This is a genomic window from Anaerococcus cruorum (assembly GCF_046365495.1).
In the GTDB taxonomy this organism is placed as follows: Bacteria; Bacillota; Clostridia; order Tissierellales; family Peptoniphilaceae; genus Anaerococcus; species Anaerococcus cruorum.
This window is the reverse complement of the sequence record NZ_JBGMEH010000001.1, coordinates 399,116-416,907: the sequence shown is the minus strand read 5'-3', so window position 1 is coordinate 416,907 and position 17,792 is coordinate 399,116. Positions and strand designations below refer to the sequence as shown.

At 33.7% G+C, this 17,792-nt stretch carries 13 protein-coding genes; 4 read left to right on the top strand and 9 right to left on the bottom strand.

Annotation, left to right across the window (positions count from 1 at the left end):
- Positions 1-9: 9 nt before the first annotated feature.
- The 3 genes from ACCQ40_RS02015 to ACCQ40_RS02005 form a co-directional block, all read right to left on the bottom strand.
- Complete coding sequence (locus tag ACCQ40_RS02015) at positions 10-972, bottom strand: ABC transporter permease (protein ID WP_394010810.1); 963 nt, start codon at positions 970-972, stop codon at positions 10-12.
- Positions 973-1,328: 356 nt separating this feature from the next.
- Positions 1,329-3,536, bottom strand: a complete 2,208-nt coding sequence (locus tag ACCQ40_RS02010; RefSeq protein ID WP_463049199.1) for an ABC transporter substrate-binding protein — start codon at positions 3,534-3,536, stop codon at positions 1,329-1,331.
- 359 nt (positions 3,537-3,895) lie between these two features.
- Positions 3,896-5,953 (bottom strand): peptidoglycan amidohydrolase family protein, encoded by a 2,058-nt coding sequence (locus ACCQ40_RS02005; RefSeq protein ID WP_410032394.1) that lies wholly within the window; start codon positions 5,951-5,953, stop codon positions 3,896-3,898.
- 226 nt (positions 5,954-6,179) lie between these two features.
- On the opposite strand from ACCQ40_RS02005, the gene ACCQ40_RS02000 reads away from it, so the two are divergent.
- Entirely contained in the window at positions 6,180-7,163 is a 984-nt protein-coding gene (locus ACCQ40_RS02000) for a hypothetical protein (RefSeq protein ID WP_410032393.1), read from the top strand.
- 870 nt (positions 7,164-8,033) lie between these two features.
- Complete coding sequence (locus ACCQ40_RS01995; protein WP_410032392.1) at positions 8,034-8,702, top strand: deoxynucleoside kinase; 669 nt, start codon at positions 8,034-8,036, stop codon at positions 8,700-8,702.
- 43 nt (positions 8,703-8,745) lie between these two features.
- Here ACCQ40_RS01995 and ACCQ40_RS01990 read toward each other — a convergent pair whose 3' ends face one another.
- Positions 8,746-11,523, bottom strand: a complete 2,778-nt coding sequence (locus ACCQ40_RS01990) for a type IIL restriction-modification enzyme MmeI (protein WP_410032391.1) — start codon at positions 11,521-11,523, stop codon at positions 8,746-8,748.
- A 104-nt stretch (positions 11,524-11,627) separates the two neighbouring features.
- Here ACCQ40_RS01990 and ACCQ40_RS01985 point away from each other — a divergent pair, with 104 nt between their 5' ends.
- Positions 11,628-11,885, top strand: a complete 258-nt coding sequence (locus ACCQ40_RS01985) for a type II toxin-antitoxin system Phd/YefM family antitoxin (protein WP_410032390.1) — start codon at positions 11,628-11,630, stop codon at positions 11,883-11,885.
- Positions 11,882-12,256 carry a type II toxin-antitoxin system death-on-curing family toxin gene (locus tag ACCQ40_RS01980; RefSeq protein WP_410032389.1) on the top strand — a complete coding sequence of 125 codons (375 nt, stop codon included), beginning with the start codon at positions 11,882-11,884 and terminating at the stop codon, positions 12,254-12,256. Before ACCQ40_RS01985 ends, ACCQ40_RS01980 begins: the two co-directional genes overlap by 4 nt.
- A 46-nt stretch (positions 12,257-12,302) precedes the next feature.
- Here ACCQ40_RS01980 and ACCQ40_RS01975 read toward each other — a convergent pair whose 3' ends face one another.
- The 5 genes from ACCQ40_RS01975 to gyrA all read right to left on the bottom strand — a co-directional run bounded on the left by ACCQ40_RS01975 (position 12,303) and on the right by gyrA (position 17,788).
- Positions 12,303-13,775: an aldehyde dehydrogenase family protein gene (locus tag ACCQ40_RS01975; RefSeq protein WP_410032388.1), complete on the bottom strand. Its 1,473-nt coding sequence runs from the start codon at positions 13,773-13,775 to the stop codon at positions 12,303-12,305.
- 128 nt (positions 13,776-13,903) lie between these two features.
- Positions 13,904-14,692: a SigB/SigF/SigG family RNA polymerase sigma factor gene (locus tag ACCQ40_RS01970; protein ID WP_410032387.1), complete on the bottom strand. Its 789-nt coding sequence runs from the start codon at positions 14,690-14,692 to the stop codon at positions 13,904-13,906.
- Positions 14,692-15,027, bottom strand: a complete 336-nt coding sequence (locus tag ACCQ40_RS01965) for an ATP-binding protein (protein ID WP_410032386.1) — start codon at positions 15,025-15,027, stop codon at positions 14,692-14,694. Before ACCQ40_RS01965 ends, ACCQ40_RS01970 begins: the two co-directional genes overlap by 1 nt.
- A 3-nt stretch (positions 15,028-15,030) precedes the next feature.
- Positions 15,031-15,333: an STAS domain-containing protein gene (locus tag ACCQ40_RS01960; protein WP_410032385.1), complete on the bottom strand. Its 303-nt coding sequence runs from the start codon at positions 15,331-15,333 to the stop codon at positions 15,031-15,033.
- The gene (gene gyrA / locus ACCQ40_RS01955; RefSeq protein ID WP_410032384.1) at positions 15,326-17,788 is read right to left on the bottom strand and encodes a DNA gyrase subunit A; all 2,463 of its coding nucleotides are present in this window, start codon (positions 17,786-17,788) and stop codon (positions 15,326-15,328) included. Before gyrA ends, ACCQ40_RS01960 begins: the two co-directional genes overlap by 8 nt.
- Positions 17,789-17,792 lie beyond the last annotated feature (4 nt).

Below are 17,792 nucleotides of genomic sequence, written 5' to 3'. Positions count from 1 at the left end.
CTATACCTCTTAAGCTTCCAATTTAACTCTTGGATCTACTAGCGCATAGGCTATATCCATTATCAAGTTGCCTAAAAGTGTTAGTATGGCATAAAACATTGATAAAGCTAAAATTACGTTATAGTCTTGAGCAATAACAGCAGTTATAAGTTCATTTCCTATACCTCTGTAAGCAAAAATACGTTCTGTAATTGCAGATCCTGAAAACATTCCAAGCACGGCCCAAGTAAGAGCAGTAACTACTGGAATAAGGGCATTTCTAAAAGCGTGTGAGTAAATAACAGTTTTTTCTTTTAGACCCTTACTTCTCGCAGTCCTAATATAATCTTGGTTTAGGGCATCTAGCATAGAGTTTCTTACATATCTTGATAAGGATGCAAGAGAACCTATAGTTAGTGCTATAGTTGGCAAGGTTAAATATCTTACCCATTGGCCAAAGGTGTTTTCACGTGGCATACCATTTGGAGGTAACCAGCCTAATTTAAAGGCAAAGAAATAAATTAAAAGTAGGGCTATAAAAAATATAGGAACAGACATACCAATTAAGGTTAAAGTCTGGAAGGTCTTATCAAAAACTCCACCCCTATGAGTAGCCGACCTTATCCCTATAAGGATTGATAAAACAAAAGATAAGATTGTAGAACCTATATTTAAATAGATAGTATTTTTTAAAGGCTCTCTTAAGTGATCTCTTACCGGTTTTTTAACTCTAAGTGATTCCCCAAAGTCACCTTTTAATGTTCTACCCAGCCATCTTACATATTGTTCTGGATATGATTTATCAAGCCCATATCTTTCTGATAAGTTTTTATATAATTGTTCTTCTTGGGCCTTGGTCATAGCTGTTCCTTGAGGCATCATAGCTTGGATAGGATCACCAGGCATGGCTTTAGAAAAAATAAAAATCATTATAGAAATTATTAAGGCTGTTGGAATCATACTTAAAATTCTTTTTACTATATAACGAAACATAACTTTCCTTTCTCTATTGTTATATAAAGAAATTTCTTAAATAATTGAAAATAAATTTATTAACCCACCCATTAAATATAGACTATAAGGGGTTAGTAAAAATTGATAAAAACTTCCAAAATAACAATTTTATAAATAATATATTAATATAACAGGGATTATTTGTCAATAAAAAAGACCCATTTTTCCACTAAAAACACCCATTTTTAGGCAAAATATAAGAAAAAAAACAAGGTATTGATTTTTATATATTTATACAGTCAATTTTATAATAATTTTATTATAGATAATATATATGTAAATTTAAACTAAAAAAGCTCACTACTGTGAGCTAATTTAGTTTTAATATTATTTGACTATTTTAGTGAAACACCATTGATTTGGTCTTCGATACCCCATGATGGTGTATTTAGTTCAAATCCTTCTACCCTTGTTGTGTAACCTGTGTGGTATAGGTTTGAGTAAAGTGGGATTTGTGGTAGGTAATCATTGTACCAAATTTGGAATTCTTCCCAGTTATCTAGATATTGTTCTCTTTCTTCTGGTGGAGTTTGACGTAATTTAACTGTCAACTCATCTACCTTTGGATCGTTTGTTCTAGATTTGTTGTCATTACCCTCTGAGTGGTATTGAGCCCATGGGTCATATACTTCATCGAATGTTTGTCCCATTGAAAATGCTGTATATTCTGCATCTTCTTCTGGGAATACATAGTACTCTTGAAGGGTTGGGAATGATCCAGCTGTGACGTTATATTCCATACCAGCTTGTTTTGCATTTACTGGAAGTTGGCTGTTCATTAAGCTTGTTATTGGTGATTCTTCTGAACCATATTGGTTTACAACAAGTTTTTCACCGTTTTCATCGTATCTATAGTAGTCAAATCCATCTGCATCAGCATTAAATGCTTCTTCAGCTTTTGTACGGTCCCATGGAGTTTTTCCATCTGCTTCAAATTTGTATGGTGAATTGTCAAGTAATTCGTTAGCTGTATCAATGTTTAATTGATAGTTTGTTAATTTACCTTCTAGGTCAGCTCCTCTATCTTGGTACATCCATTGGCTAAGACCATAAGCTCCGTTTGTTACTACCCCGTATCCACCTGCGTATGATTGAACGAATGTGTTTCTATCCATTAAGTGAGCGATAGCTTGACGTACTTCTTTATATTGAGTTGTTCCTCTGTCTGTTAAGAAGTTAAGTGAGCCGTAACCATTTCTTTCAAATGTGTTTATATTGATTTTTCCTGCATCTGCTGCTGCCTTCATCTTATCGATTTTGCCACCTTCAGATTCTTGTTGCCATACGTCTATATCACCATTTTCTAGTAAGTCAACAGCGATATTTTGGTTTACATATTGAACGATGATGTTTGGAATTGTAGCTTTTTCTCCTCTAAAGTTACCTTGGTATTCAGGGTTTAGAGAAAGTTTAACCATATTGTTATTATATTCATCAAATTTGTATGGTCCTGCAACTACACTTGGTGCTGTTCTGTATTCGTTATATACATTTAGCATAGCTTGTTCGATAAGTTGTTCTGTAGGGTCAACGTCTCCGTCAAGTTTTTCTTGAAGACCTGCTATTTTTTCTTCATGAGCAGCTTTTTCTTCTTCTGATGCTTGATCTTCTACTTCTTTAAACTCTTCGTTTGCCCTATCGATTTGTTCTTGAACAGAATCTTTATATTTTTGAACTTCTTCATCACTTGGTTGATAACCATCTTTAGCCACTAGTTTTTTACCATCTTCACTTACTGCTAGGTTTTCAGTAACTGCATGCATTGGGAATGCTGATCTAGATGCTAGGTATTTTTCGTAGTAGTAAGGAAGTTGTTCAGCATCAATTGTATATTTGAATGTGTGATCATCAACTTTTTCTACTGCTTCAAAGGTATCAGACTCACCTGAGTGGTAAGCTTCATTGCCTTTACCAAATAAATCCCCTGGGTTTACTGATCCTGTTAAAGGCATAAATTCTGGGTGAGTAAATAGTAATGAATAGAAGATATAGTCATCAGATGTCAATTCTTCTCCATCAGACCATTTTAAACCCGGTTTGATTTTAAAGGTATAGGTTTTTGAACCATCTTCGTTATCTGTTGTTTCTGGTTCACCATCTAGTACTGCTGAGTTTGCAAGCCATTCTCCATTTTCATCAACGATCATTGTTTTAAAACCGTTAGATCCTTCGATACCTAGTAATTTTCTAATTACAACATCGTATGCAGAGTTTTGCCAACCTTCAAAGAAATCACCAGAAAATTCTGCACTACCGATAACAAGGGTGTCATCACTTGTTTGTGCCTCAAAGTTTTCTAATTCTTCTTGGCTTGCAGCATCTTCTTCGCCTTCAGCGTTTTCTGCTGTTTTATCGTCTTCTTTATTTTCTTCTGTTTTATCATCAGCATTTTCATCTACTTTTTCATCTGTTGTTTCTTCTGCTTTATTTTCTTCAGTAGAATCTGTAGAAGTTGTAGCTGAATCTGTATTTCCTCCACAAGCTGCTAGGGTTGTTGCCAATCCTAAGGCCATTAGTGAGGAAAAAACTTTTTTCATTTTCACTTTGCTTATCCTCCATTATTTTTTGTTATCAGTTATTTTATGATAAATAAAATGCTTTGTCAATAGTCTTTATTATTTTTTATAAGCCACAGTGTATATTTATACTTATAAAGTATTAATAAATCAATATTTAAATATCACTCATGTAAATTTTTCCATATTTCTTTATTATGATAATGTAAGAAAAGAATTTGAAATTTCAATCTTTGCTAAAATTTATTATTATTATTTTTGATAAAAAATTGCTAGGCTTGCTTTATACATATTTTAGGAAAATATACTTTAAAATTTTGATAAAAAAGTAATTTTGCCCACAAAAAAAACACCCTAAGATATCTTAGAGTGTTAAAAAATTTATATTATTTTCTATTTAAGTAAGCCCCGTTCGAGCTTGCTCCAACTAATCTATAGTATCTTACAGGCAGACCTCTGCTATCCCCCATGTATCCTTTTCTAGGTGTTACTGCAACACCATTTTTACTATAGGTCATGTGAATGATTGTATCTTCGTGTGGATTTAGGATAAAGCCTGTATGTCCTGCTGCTCCCATGGATCCACCTGGAGTACCTGCTACGAAAATATCCCCATATTGGCGTTCATTCTCGCTAATTTCATACATAACAGTACCTTTTGCTCCCATTTGGAATAAGGTTTCTGTATTTCCTACCCAAGTATCTTTATTTAAGAATCCACCATGGATAAGGGCTCTATAAACTGCTGATGAACAGTCTGCTTGTGTGGCAGAATTTCTTCCAGCTCCCATATTATAAGTCATTCTTTTATCTCTTGCAGCAAACATCCATTCCATTACTTTATCTATATTTTTTTCACCGGGAATGACATTGTCTTCTTTTGTTGCTATACCATTAGCATCTACTGTATAAACTACACCTTTTTGAGTTACAGTTTGGTTTGGTGTTAGACCATTTGCTGTGAAATAATAATAGTTATTATCTATTTTCCAAACGCCTTCTTTTACATAACCTGCTTCGTTGGTGTGGTATTTTTTGCCATCAAGTTCTACCCAAGAGTTTTTAACAATTGTTGCTAGACCTTTTGTGTCTGATTTATAGAATTTTCCAGCATAAATAGATGATGTGTTTTGAGCAAGTTTTCCTGTTCCATCAAATACGTAAAGGTTATTGTTTATGTTTTGTGCACCCTTTACAATTTTTCCATCATTACCTGATCTATATGTATTACCAGCAAGTGTGAACCATTGGTTAGCTTCATTTGTTGCCACACCATTTTGGTCTACTAGGTAATATTTATCTCCTGCTAATAGTTTTTTGTTTGGTGTAAGGGTTCCTTTTTCATCAAAATAGTATGATTTATTTCCAATTCTTGCAACACCTTTTAATAAATTACCATCATTGTCGTTGTAATATTTTTTGTTATTAATTGTAACCCAGCTATTAGTTGGTGCAGTCATAGATCCATCGTTAGCTAGCTCATAATGAGACTGGCTTGTTACAATTCTTTTGTTTCTTTGTAATTCACCGTTGTTATTAAAGTAGTATTTTTTGTCTTTAATTTGAGCAATACCCTTAGTTAGGTTGCCCTCTTCGTTCATATAATAGATATTGTTACCAATACGTCCCCAAAGAGTTTTTGGGTTAGTAGCATTACCCTCATTATCAATTTCGTAAAATTTGTCTTTTACGATAACATTTGAGCCTTTTACAAGCTTGTTATCTTCGTAATATTTTGTAGAATTGCCTTCATAAACAAAGTATCCTGTGCCTTTTGGAGCATAGTAATTTGTTTGGTTGATTTCTTCTTCGTCTTCTTTTGCTTCTTGTGATTTATTATTTGTATTTTCTGTTGTATTTTCTTCTACTGTTTTGGTATTTTTTACTTCTTCAGATTTTTCTGCTTGATTTTGTTTTTCATTTACTGATTGGTTAGAAGTTTCTTCATTTGCTACTGGTTGGTTATAAGCTGGTGTGTAGTCTTCTTTTAAAGCTTCATCTAGGTTGGTATTGTCATAGTAGATTACATCTTCTAAGTTGTCGCTAGATGGTGTTTGTACTTCTTCTTCAATTTTTTCTTCTTGTGGGTTTAATTCAACTTCAAAATCAGCTTCTAATTTTATAGAATCTGTGTCTTGTTGGTCTGTAGTATTTTCTTGTGGTGTAAGGCTTTGGGTTTGGTCGATAGATTCATCGTTTGTTAAAGCTTGATTGTCGTAGTTGATATTTTCGCTAGAATTAGCTTCAGAATTTTCGTTTGTTGCTTCTAAATTTTTATCTGTTTCGGTTTCGTAATTGTCTAAATTAGTCGACTTGCTCGGTTCAACATTTAGGTCATACCCCTCATCAGCATATGATTTATCAGCTGTACTAACAGCAGTGGATACAAATAATGTTGAGGCAAGTAACAATGTTTTATTAATCTTATTGCTTAGTTTTTTCATTATTCTTCCTCACTCTATATTACAATATTATTACAAATTTTCTGTCTGTTTATAATCACTGACCCTATTATAATCTATTTTTTTTGTAATTGCAACAAAAAGGTTACAATTTTTGTAAAATTTATCAGATTTATTGCCTACATTAGTTAAAATTTAGTTACAATTGTCCTTATAGCTATTCAAAATTAGCGAAATATAGTAAAATGAAAGCAATTAAGGAGGCCTTATGACAAATAAAAAATTTATACTAGCACTAGGACTTATCCTTTCCTTAAGTGCGTGTAGCCAAGATGCCAATAAAGACAATGCTGTTACAGAAGAAACCATCTCCCAAGCCCTAGATGGACCAGTAGAAAAAGATGTAGTGGCAGATGATAATCAAAAATCTAAAGAAAAAGAAAGCACAACAAAAACAACAAATGATGCCAGTGATTTAAGTAAATGGCGTGATATGATTTTAAATATCGGAGAATTTTCTCCAACCCTAGTAAAAAATCTAACTGATAGTGACCTAGAAGAATTAATTAAAAAAGCTAACGAATTAAGCGAAGAAACAGGATATTGGGATGCCAAAGACTTTGTTTTCCAAGAATTAGGAAAAACATATCCAGAATTATCAAACAAATTCCCATTAGACTCTATAGAAAATAGATACAACCAAGAAGCTGCAGAAGAAGGCGACTATAAAGGTATGTTTGATCATGAAAGACAATTAATGATAGACATGGGCTATCCATCCTATGATGTATGGGCAATCGATGATAAAACAGTCCAAGATGCCTTTCATAAAGCTTATGAAGATGATATAGACTTATACTATGAAGACTATATAGCAAATGCTGGAGAAATTCTCTTTGGAGAAGATGAAAAAGCAGAGGCAGAAGCAGAAGATGATAATGAAAGCACAAGCCAAGCATCAAATGAAAATCAAGAAACAACAACTACAAGCAAGAAAAATAAAATTAAAAAGTATGGATCAAGTCAAACAGACTATGATGCCATAAAATCTACCCTAGTTCAATATTACGAATTTAGCCCAGCAAGTGTAAACCAAATGACCAACGAAGACATAGATATAGCCTACACAAGGGCAATGACAAAACTAGAAGAAACAGGAGCAGGCGATATCGGACTAATATTTGAAGAACTAGGAAATATGTTCCCAGGGTCAAGCAAAATGTACCCAGGAGAACAAACAGAAGAAAATTAGGGAAAAAACACCAATCTCCTCTATATATAATAGAGGGGATTTTTTATTGCCTAAAAATCCATAAAAATATAACCACAAAACAATCTGAAAATCTCTTAAAAAAGGTATAGTAAACCATAGCGTTAAATAAAGATTAAAAACAAAAAGGATTTTGAAAAAATCCTATATTTTCCCTTAAAAACGGACATCGCAAAGCGATTCCTACCAAAAACGCACCCCGCGCAGGGGCCGTTTAGGGGTGAAGTTTGCGGGGTGGCTTGAAACTAGCCCGTCCGGCTAAGGGAGAACTCTCCAAAATTTAAATAATAACTAAATAATCGTCAATAATTAATCTAGGAAACAAATTTAATTATTAAAAATTTGCTTCGATTTAAAATAAATTATTAATTTAGTTTATTACTTCGAATTCTGGGGAGCAGGGCCGTAGGGGCTGCAGAGGCCCCTCTGGCCCTTCCCCAGACCCCCGACCCATTTCACCCCCTCTGCTCCTGCGGAGAGCAATAATCAGTAGAAGTTCGCTTCGCGAATTCTTTTTTATTATTTTGTAGGCTTTTGAAAAAGCCTACATTTTCCCTTAAAAACGGACATCGCAAAGCGATTCCTACCAAAAAACGCACCCCGCGCAGGGGGCGTTAGGGTGAGTTTGTTGGGTGGTTTGAAACTAGCCCGTCCGGCTAATGGAGGACCCTCCATGGAATGGTCTTGCGAAGCAAGATGCTTTGGAGGGGGTATCAGAACCCCCTTAAAGCGGCCCTCCAAAATTCGAAGTAATAAACTAAATATTTAAATTAAATTTAGTTACCAAACAAAATTTAAATCCAAAAAATTTTAATCAAAAATATTTAGCAAATATCTAAAACAAGGAGACCTATGGCAGTGATAGTACTAGCTGGAATGATTGCAGCAGGCAAGTCCACCGTATCAGCAAGACTTGCAAAAGAGCTAAAAACAGACCTAATGATAGAGCCAGTAGATGATAATCCCATCCTACCTCTATATTATAATAATAAAGAAAAATACGCATTTTTGCTTCAAATATACTTTTTAAACGAAAGGTTTAAATTAATCAAACAGGCCCTAAAAAATAATAAAAACGTCCTAGACCGCAGCATCTACGAAGATGAACTATTTACAAGGATAAATCTCATGGAAGGTAATATAACCCAAGTAGAATACGACGTTTACAAGGACCTTTTAGACAATATGCTAGAGGAAATAGAAGATATGCCCAAAAAAGCCCCAGACCTCTTAGTATATCTTGATATAACATTTGAAAAATTCTTATCAAACCTTGAAAAAAGAGGTCGTGACTTTGAACAAATCGACGAAAACACAGAAAAAGGCCAAAAAGACCTAGCCTACTTCAAGCTTCTTCACAGTGAATACCAAAAATGGTATGAAGATTATAACTATAGTCCAAAAATAGCTATAGATATGAATAAATACGATGTAAACGACCCAGATGATTGGGATGAAGTTTACCAGATGATAATGGCTGCCTTTGATGAGAGTGTAAGAGAGCAAGAGAAAAATAAATAAAAATAAACCCATAGGATCCCTATGGGTTTTCTTGTAGAAAAAATTATTTTTGATTTACCAAATCTTGGTACATTTTCATAAGCTCAGCCACGCATTCAGACTCAGTCATAGTACGCCAGTCAAAACCATAGGCCTCCATAACTGCTTTGTTATTCAATATATGAGCATTTATTAATTCTGCTGGCATTGTAATATCATATAAATCAGCTAGTGAAGAATTAGGATATTTGTTTCTGGCATCTAATATAGCTTGAGCTGTTCTCGTAATTTTTTCTTTTTGAGCTAAGCTTGCTTGTGGCCATGGGAAGTTGTTATAGACAATATCTTTTGAATATCTATATCTCATTTCTAGTCTACCTCCAACAGCTCTCATCCATCCCATATGAACATTTGAGTTCAGCACTCCAAACTCATAGAGATTAGCATCTGGTATTATTAATGATGCATCACTTGCAATAACATCTCCTGGCAAAAATCCCATTGGTACATATCTCCTTTTTTCAGAAGATACCCTCGGTATCATTATAAATGATTTTCCGATAGGCTGAGTAATTTGCGCAAATCTTGTAGGTGTTAGAGCCATTTTTTGTGTAGATTTGGCTTTAGAACTAGCCCTCATGTCTTTAACAGCTTCTATTCTTTTCATTACAGTCGGTGACTTTTTAAGCTCACTTGGATCTGCATCCACAAGCCATAAACAATATCTTTTTCTTTTGTTTATAAATTCCGCAGCACCTAGGTAAGGGTGTATCCATTGCTCAGCAATAGGCTCTTTAATTATAAGGTTTTCTTTTTCCTCTTCACTTAATATGAATCCTCCCCCATCTCTTGGCATATTTCCAAAGTTCATTCTTGGAACATCAGAAATAGGTAACGTTCTACTTTCCAAATATACTTCGTCTGCTTCTACTAGATATCCATTTAATTTATCAACTATTTCAATTTTTCCATCATCAAATAAATACTTTTTAGAATTAAAGTTATTGTTTTTATTTACAAAACCTATTATAACTACATGTACCTGAGCTTTCATAGTGGCTTCGCTATCCCATTTAAATGTATCATGAGCAAATATAATTTCAGTATTGTAGTTATCTACTAGATGTTTCCAGTATATACCAGGATGAATGCCTTGGCTTACAGAATTTGTAGATACAAGGGCAGTTTTTATCTTTGGATTTTTCTGCATAATTTCGGCTGATTTTTTGTACCAAGCTGTTACATAATCTATTTCTCCAGATCCCGGTATATTATTGAATGATTCTTTAACCTCTTTTTTCTGTTGGGCAGACATTCTCATTCCTCCTATAAATGGAGGGTTACCTATGATGTAATCTAAGTTATTTATATCTACTACATCTGTCCATTCTATATCTATAGCATTTGCATCTACTATATTTGAGTAAGACTTTAAAGGTAAGAAGTTAATATCTTGATGAATAATATCTTCAGTTGCTTTTAACATTTGAGCTTCTGATATCCATAATGCTGTTTTTGCAACAGTAACTGCAAAATCATTAATTTCTATACCATAGAATTGATTTAAGTTAACCTTTACTGGATTATCAACAATTCCTAAAACTATCTGTTCCCCGTAAAGTTCTTTTATTATTTCATTTTCTATTTTTCTTAGTGAAATATATGTTTCTGTTAGGAAGTTTCCCGAACCTGCTGCTGGATCTAGGAATGAAATTGAAGCTAATTTATCTTGTAAGCCTCTAAGTTGTTTTTGTCTAGTTTTTAGGGTTTTAATATTTTTTATTTCTTCAAATTCTTCAAGTAAATCATTTAAAAATAAAGGATCTATAACTTTATGAATGTTTTCAATAGAAGTATAGTGCATCCCACCTGATTTGCGGGTTTCAGGATTTAAAGTAGATTCAAACACAGCCCCAAATATGGTTGGTGATATTTCTGACCAATTAAAATTTAAGCTTGCTTTATTTAATATTATATCTCTAATATCTGAATCAAGTCTTGGAATTTCTATGTTAGATTTTTCAAACAATCCTCCATTTACGTATGGAAAGTTTGCTAACCCACTATCTAAATATGGATCTCTTTCATCTTCTTTCTGATTTAAAATTTTAAATACATTGATTAGCGCTGTTCTAAAGCTGTCTCCTTTAAATTGGGATAGATAATCGTGGAACATATTATGTGATCCAAAAAGTCCCGCATCTTCAGCATAGAAACAAAATACTAATCTAACACACAAAATGTTTAGATCCATTAATGTCTGCGAATCATTTGGATTGTTATATTTTTGTAAAAGATTATTATATAGGCTAGCAATTATTTCACCCGCTTCTAAAGATATTTTCTTTTCTTCCGGCATAATATCTTTTTTACTATCGATTAAAAATCTAAGCCTATATGATTCATTAGCTAAATCCTTTAGCATGATTTTTGAGGGTTCATTATTAGGTTTTTGCATATCATAAATATGAAATTCTTGAAAATTACATGTTACAATCCACCTAGCTCTATCTGTATATGGTAGCTTATCAGCATATCGTTTAGCTTGTTCAAAAGAATTTAGATAAGATCCATCTGACTGTTTTATAGAAGCTAAAAGGTCTTTATTTATGCTTTTTTGTTCTATTAAAACATGTGTTTCCGGTATGGTAGCATCAATAAAGCTTGTATTTTCTAGCATAACTCTATCTTCAAATTTAATTACCTCTGATGCTTTTCTAACTCCTAGCACATCTTCCAGTAAATCTGTCCAAAATTGTTGAGTGTGTGATTTTTCATCCCCTCTGTCAATCCATCTTTCGACAAATTCAATTGTTTTTCTTCTATTTGTTGATTCCTTCATTCTCCACCTCTTTTCCTATTTATTATAGCATAGGTAAAATGTCTATCAAAATTCGATTTAGGATTATAAGTAGGTATAATATATCCTAAATAAGGAGGCTAAATATGAAAATAGATACAAGAACTATGGTTTCTATTACAGAAGCCAATCAAAATTTCTCCAAAGTTGCTAGATTGGTTGATGAAATGGGATCTGCAGTTATTATGAAAAACAATGCTCCAAAATATGTTTTAATAGAATATGATGAAAATGAGGATTTAGTTACAGATGATTTGACTGAAGCAGATGATGAATTATTAAAAGAAATATCCGATATGTTACTTAAAAAAAATGCAAAAGCTTATAAGAAGTTAGCTGAATGATTAGACTAAATAAAAGACAGATACTAAGTTTGCATTCCCAACAAATTAGCTTATTTGGGGGAAGTGATGGAGTTAGAGATGATAATCTACTTGATTTATCAATAAGTTCCGCCTCCCAAACTTTTGATGGCAGCTACTTATATGATAATCCAATAAAGCAAGCTGTAAATTTAGGATTTTCTCTAATTATGAATCACCCATTTTTAGATGGTAACAAAAGAATAGGTGCTCATGCTATGCTTACAATCCTTTGTTTAAACGGCTTTGAAATAGATTATAGTCAAGATGAACTAATTGATGTAATAATGGGAATTGCAAGTTCCAGTTTGACTGAAAATGACTTATTAGAATGGGTAGAAAATCATATGTAAAAAATCAGACCTTAAATGAGATCTGATTTTTTATTGCTTATTTTTATTAAAACATACCCATTTTATCTTGTGAACCATCAATCATGATATTTTTAACTTGGGTGTAGGCATCTAGGGCAAGTTTATCTGTTTCACGGCCGATTCCTGATTCTTTGTAGCCACCGAATGATGAGCCTGCTGGGAATTGGTTGTAGGTATTTACCCACACTCTTCCTGTTCTTACTCCGTTTGCTACTTTCATGATTCTATAGATATCATTTGAGTAGATACCGCCTGCTAGACCGTATTTGCTGTCGTTGGCTTTTTTGATTACGTCTTCTTCGTCTGTGAATTTTTCTACTACTACTACTGGTCCAAATATTTCTTCTTGTACTGCATCATTATCTTCTGGCACGTTTGCAAGAATTGTTGGTGCAAAGAAGGCTCCTTTGTCTAGGCCATTTTCTGTTAGTGGATGTCCACCTGTTAAGACTTCTCCACCACCTGCTTTTGCTTTTTCGATAAATTCTTCTAATACTTCAAATCTTTGTTTATCTCTTAAAGCTCCCATTTGTGTTTCTGGGTCTAATGGGTCGCCTACTTTTACATTTTCAAAGGCTTTTACTAATTTTTCTACAAATTCATCATAGATTGTTTCTTGAACGAATAATCTAGATCCTGCAGAACATACTTCACCTTGGTTAAATAGAATACCTAATTGTGCTCCCTCGATTGCTTTTTCCATATCGCAATCATCAAAGATTACGTGGGCTGATTTTCCACCTAATTCTAGTGTTGCTGGAATTAGTCTTTCTGCCGCTGATACTGCTATGTGACGTCCAACTGCTGTTGATCCTGTAAAGGCAAGTTTATCAAAGCCTGGGTGATGTTGGAGGTATTCTCCTGTTACTGATCCTTTTCCTGTTACAAGGTTAATAACTCCATTTGGTACTACATCTTCGATTAATCTCATTAATTCTAAGATAGAAAGTGATGTATGGCTTGATGGAGAAATTACTACTGTGTTTCCTCCTGCTAGAGCTGGAGCTAGTTTCCAAGCTGCCATTAGTAGAGGGAAGTTCCAAGGAATCATTTGTCCAACTACTCCGTATGGCTCACGTTTTCTAACTGAGATAAATCTTCCGTCTAATTTACTAATTTCATCTTCATCAGCTCTTAGTACTGCTGCGAAATATTTAAAGTGGTCTGATACTAGAGGGATATCTCCATTTAGTGTTTCACGGATTGGTTTACCATTATCCATTGATTCTAGTTTTGCAAGATATTCTGTATTTTCATCAATTTTTGCTGCTATATCTAAAAGTAGTTGTACTCTTTGTTCTTTGCTCCATGAGCCGTATTCGCCTTCAAAGGCTTTACGAGCTGCCTCAACTGCTTTGTCTACGTCTTTGTCATTTGCTGCTGCAAATTCTCCTAATTTTTCGCCTGTTGATGGGCTAATGATGTCAATATATTGGTCGCTTTCTGGTTTTATCCATTGGCCATCTATAAAAAGTTCATATCTATCTAAAGTTTGCATATGTCCTCCTGATTTTTAATTTGCGCGTCTGATACTTATTATCAATTTTACCCCTTAAAAACATTTAATAAACGATAGTTAAATTTTTAATAAGAAATAAATATAAAAATCCACGGCAGGGCCGTGGACTACATTGTTTCCATTTTTTCTAATTCTAGTGTAAACTTTTGAACTATTTTCTTTTCTATCCTTGAAACAGTCATTTGGCTAATATCTAGAGTTTCTGCTATATCTATTTGGGTACGGCCCTCATAGTATCTTAATTGCAATATTTCTTTTTCCAAATCATTTAGCCTTGCTGTAGATTTATCTATAAGATCTGATAATTCTACTGAATCAAAGTTTCTATCTTCTTCGCCTATCATATCAGCAAGGTCTATGGAGTTTTCCCCTTTTTGAACTTGGTATTTCATATCAAGACTTTGTGGAGAATACACCTTACTTGCTTCCATAGTTTCTAGTATGGTTTCCTCATCTTCTCCTAGGTAATCTGCTATATCTTTTACTGTTGGAGTTCTTTGAAGTTCTTGGGGCAATACTTTTTTGGCGTTATTTATTTTTTTATAAAGGTTTTGGATACGTCTTGGAACTCTTATTACCCAACCCTTATCTCTAAAGTAGCGTTTTAACTCTCCCATAATTGTTGGAGTTGCAAAAGAAGAAAATTCATAGCCCTTACTTGGGTCAAATCTTTCTACTGCATAGATTAAACCTAGACTTGCTACTTGGTAGAGGTCTTCTTTTTCTATACCCTTACCTACATACTTATTTGATAAAATATCTACAATATACATGTGCTCTTCGATTAGCTCATCACGCAATTTTATATCACGTGTTTCATAATATTCTTCAAACTTTCTTTTTATCTCTTCTTTATATTCTTTATCATTTTTATCTAGCTGATTTTTAGCTGTCATTATATAGCCCTTTTTATGATTTTGATTGCTCCATCGTCTATTTCAACTTCATCTGCTAGCTCTTTTAAAATCAAATCACGCATTTTTAGTGCTCTTTCATCTAGACTTTTATCATTGCCTAAAACCTTGATTTCTATATTTTTTTCTGCTGGTAAAAACTCGATTGTTACATCGGTGTCAGATAATTTGTAGTTGATAGCCTCGCTAACAACTACCCTTAAATCTTCTACCTCTTCTATGTTAAAACCTAGGTCGCTGGCAAGGGATGCTGTGAAAAGTCTAATTGATTTTATATAAAGTTTTTTAGGTGGGATTGTTATGCTGATTTTCTCCATCTTCTACTCCATATCAAATAGATCTGTTAAATCAGTAATTCTAAATAGTTTTTCAATATTATCCTTAGCATTAATGACTTTTATCTTTTTATCATTGTCATTTACCATCTTATAAATGTTCATAAACATACCAAGTCCTGTTGAGTCAAGGTAATCAAGCTCTTTTAAGTCAATGGTTATATCTTTATTAGGATCTATCTCTTCTTCTATAAAACTTTTAAATTCATCTTCTGAATATACATCTAAATCGCCGATTAGTTTAATGGTTTGGATATCATCTGTTTTTTCAATTTTTTTATCAAACATTTTCTTCCTCTACTTCTACTCCTAAACTAGCATCATATTTAGCAACTGATACGATTTTATCTGATTCATCCTTTAGATTTTTAAGGGTGACTCCCATGGTATTTCTACCTGTGGTTGATATATCTTTTGCCGTTATCCTAATCATATCACCATTTAGGGATACCATCAATACATCATCGTCTAAGTCTACTGGTAGGGTATCTACTACACAACCTGTTTTTTCTGTAACTTTGTGGCATCTGATTCCTTTTCCACCCCTATTTTGGTTATTGAAGTTATTAAAGGATGTTTTTTTACCAAAACCATTTTCTGTTACAACTAAAAGATAGGTTTCATCCCCTTTTATATTCATTGCTACTACTTCATCATTTTCATTTAATTTTATAGCACGAACACCACGAGCTTGGCGGCCCATACTCCTTACATCTTCTGTATTAAATTGGATAGTCATACCATTTTTAGTTGAAATAATTAATTCTTCTTCTTTTTCTATATGGCGGGCAGATATTAGTTTATCTCCCTCTTCTAGGCCAATGGCTATGATTCCATTTCTTTGGATAGATGTAAAGTTATTTGCATCAGTTTTCTTAATTTTACCATATTTTGTTTGAAGTACTATCTGATCATCATCACTTAAAACAGAAAGTGGCATGATTTCTGTGATTTTTTCACCAGAATTTAGGGATAAGATATTAATTATCGCTTGTCCACGGCTAGTACGTGAGCCTTCTGGGATTTCATAACCCTTTAGACTGTAAACTCTACCAAAAGAGGTAAAGAATAGTAAATCTTCGTGGGTATTTGTCGTCATAATGCGTTTGATAAAGTCATCTTCTTTAGTATTTGCAGCTGAAATACCCTTGCCACCACGATTTTGTACCTTATAGGTATCTACTGGTAGGCGTTTGATGTAACCATCATTGGTTAGAGTGATTAAGATATCTTCTTCTTCTATTAGCTCTTCGATATCTATATCTCCCTCATCAGCTACAATTTTAGTACGACGGTTATCTCCATATTTTTCTTTAATTTCTAGAAGTTCTTCTTCGATTAATTCGATAAGTTTCTCTTCTGACTCAAGGATGCCTACAAGGTAATTAATGGTTTCTTCAAGCTCTTTGTTTTCGGCATTTAGCTTTTCAATTTCAAGTCCTGATAGGCGTTTTAATCTCATATCTAAGATAGCTTGAGATTGTAAGTCTGTTAGGCCAAATCTTTCTAGGAAAATCCCCTTAATTTGATCATCATCATAGGAAGAACGAATGATTTTAATAATCTCATCGATGTTATCAATGGCAATTATTAAACCTTCTACTATGTGCTTACGAGCCTTGGCACGGTCTAGGTCAAATTGAGTTCTACGAGTTACAACATCTTTTTGATGGTCAATGTAGTATTTAATTAATTCTTTTAAAGTTAAAACTCTTGGGACACCATCTACTAGGGCTAGGTTTATAATACCAAAGGTCGTTTCTAGTTGGGTGTATTTATAAAGGTTGTTTAAAACGATATTTGCATTTGAATCGCGTTTAATCTCTATTACGATTCTCATTCCCCTTCTATCAGATTCATCTCTGATATCAGAAATACCATCTAATTTTTTATCTTTTACAAGGTCGGCAATTTTTTCTATTAATCTTGCCTTATTTACCTGATAAGGAATCTCTGTTACGATTATTCTCTCACGGTTTTTCTTAAAGGGTTCTATTTCTGCAATACCGCGTAGTTTTACTTTTCCACGGCCTGTTTGGTAGGCATCTTTGATACCTTTTCTACCAAGAATTTTTGCTCCAGTTGGAAAATCTGGTCCTTTTATGATTTCATTTAATTCTTCAATTGAAATTTCAGGATTTTTCATGTAGGCAATGGATGCATCTATGGACTCATTTAGGTTATGAGGAGCCATATTTGTTGCCATACCTACGGCTATACCTGAAGACCCATTTACCAAAAGATTTGGAAATCTTGAAGGAAGTACTACCGGTTCTTTCTCTTCTTCATCGAAGTTTGGCATAAAGTCTACGGTATTTTTGTTAATATCACGTAGCATTTCTTTGGCAATCTTGCTCATACGTACTTCTGTATAACGCATAGCAGCAGGATCATCACCATCTACTGAACCAAAGTTACCTTGGCCTTGGGCTAATGGATATCTAGTTGAGAAATCTTGGGCAAGTCTTACTAAAGCATCATAGATTGCAGAGTCACCGTGAGGGTGATATTTACCCATTACTTCCCCAACAACTCTGGCTGATTTTCTAGTTGGTTTATTTGGATCAAGGCCTAGGCCTTCCATACCATAAAGGATTCTTCTATGAACTGGTTTTAGCCCATCGCGCACATCTGGCAGTGCACGAGAAACTATAACTGACATAGAATAATCTAGGTAGGCATCCTTCATTTTATCTTCTAGGTCAACATTTATAATATTATGGTCATTATTTATTTCTATCATCTTG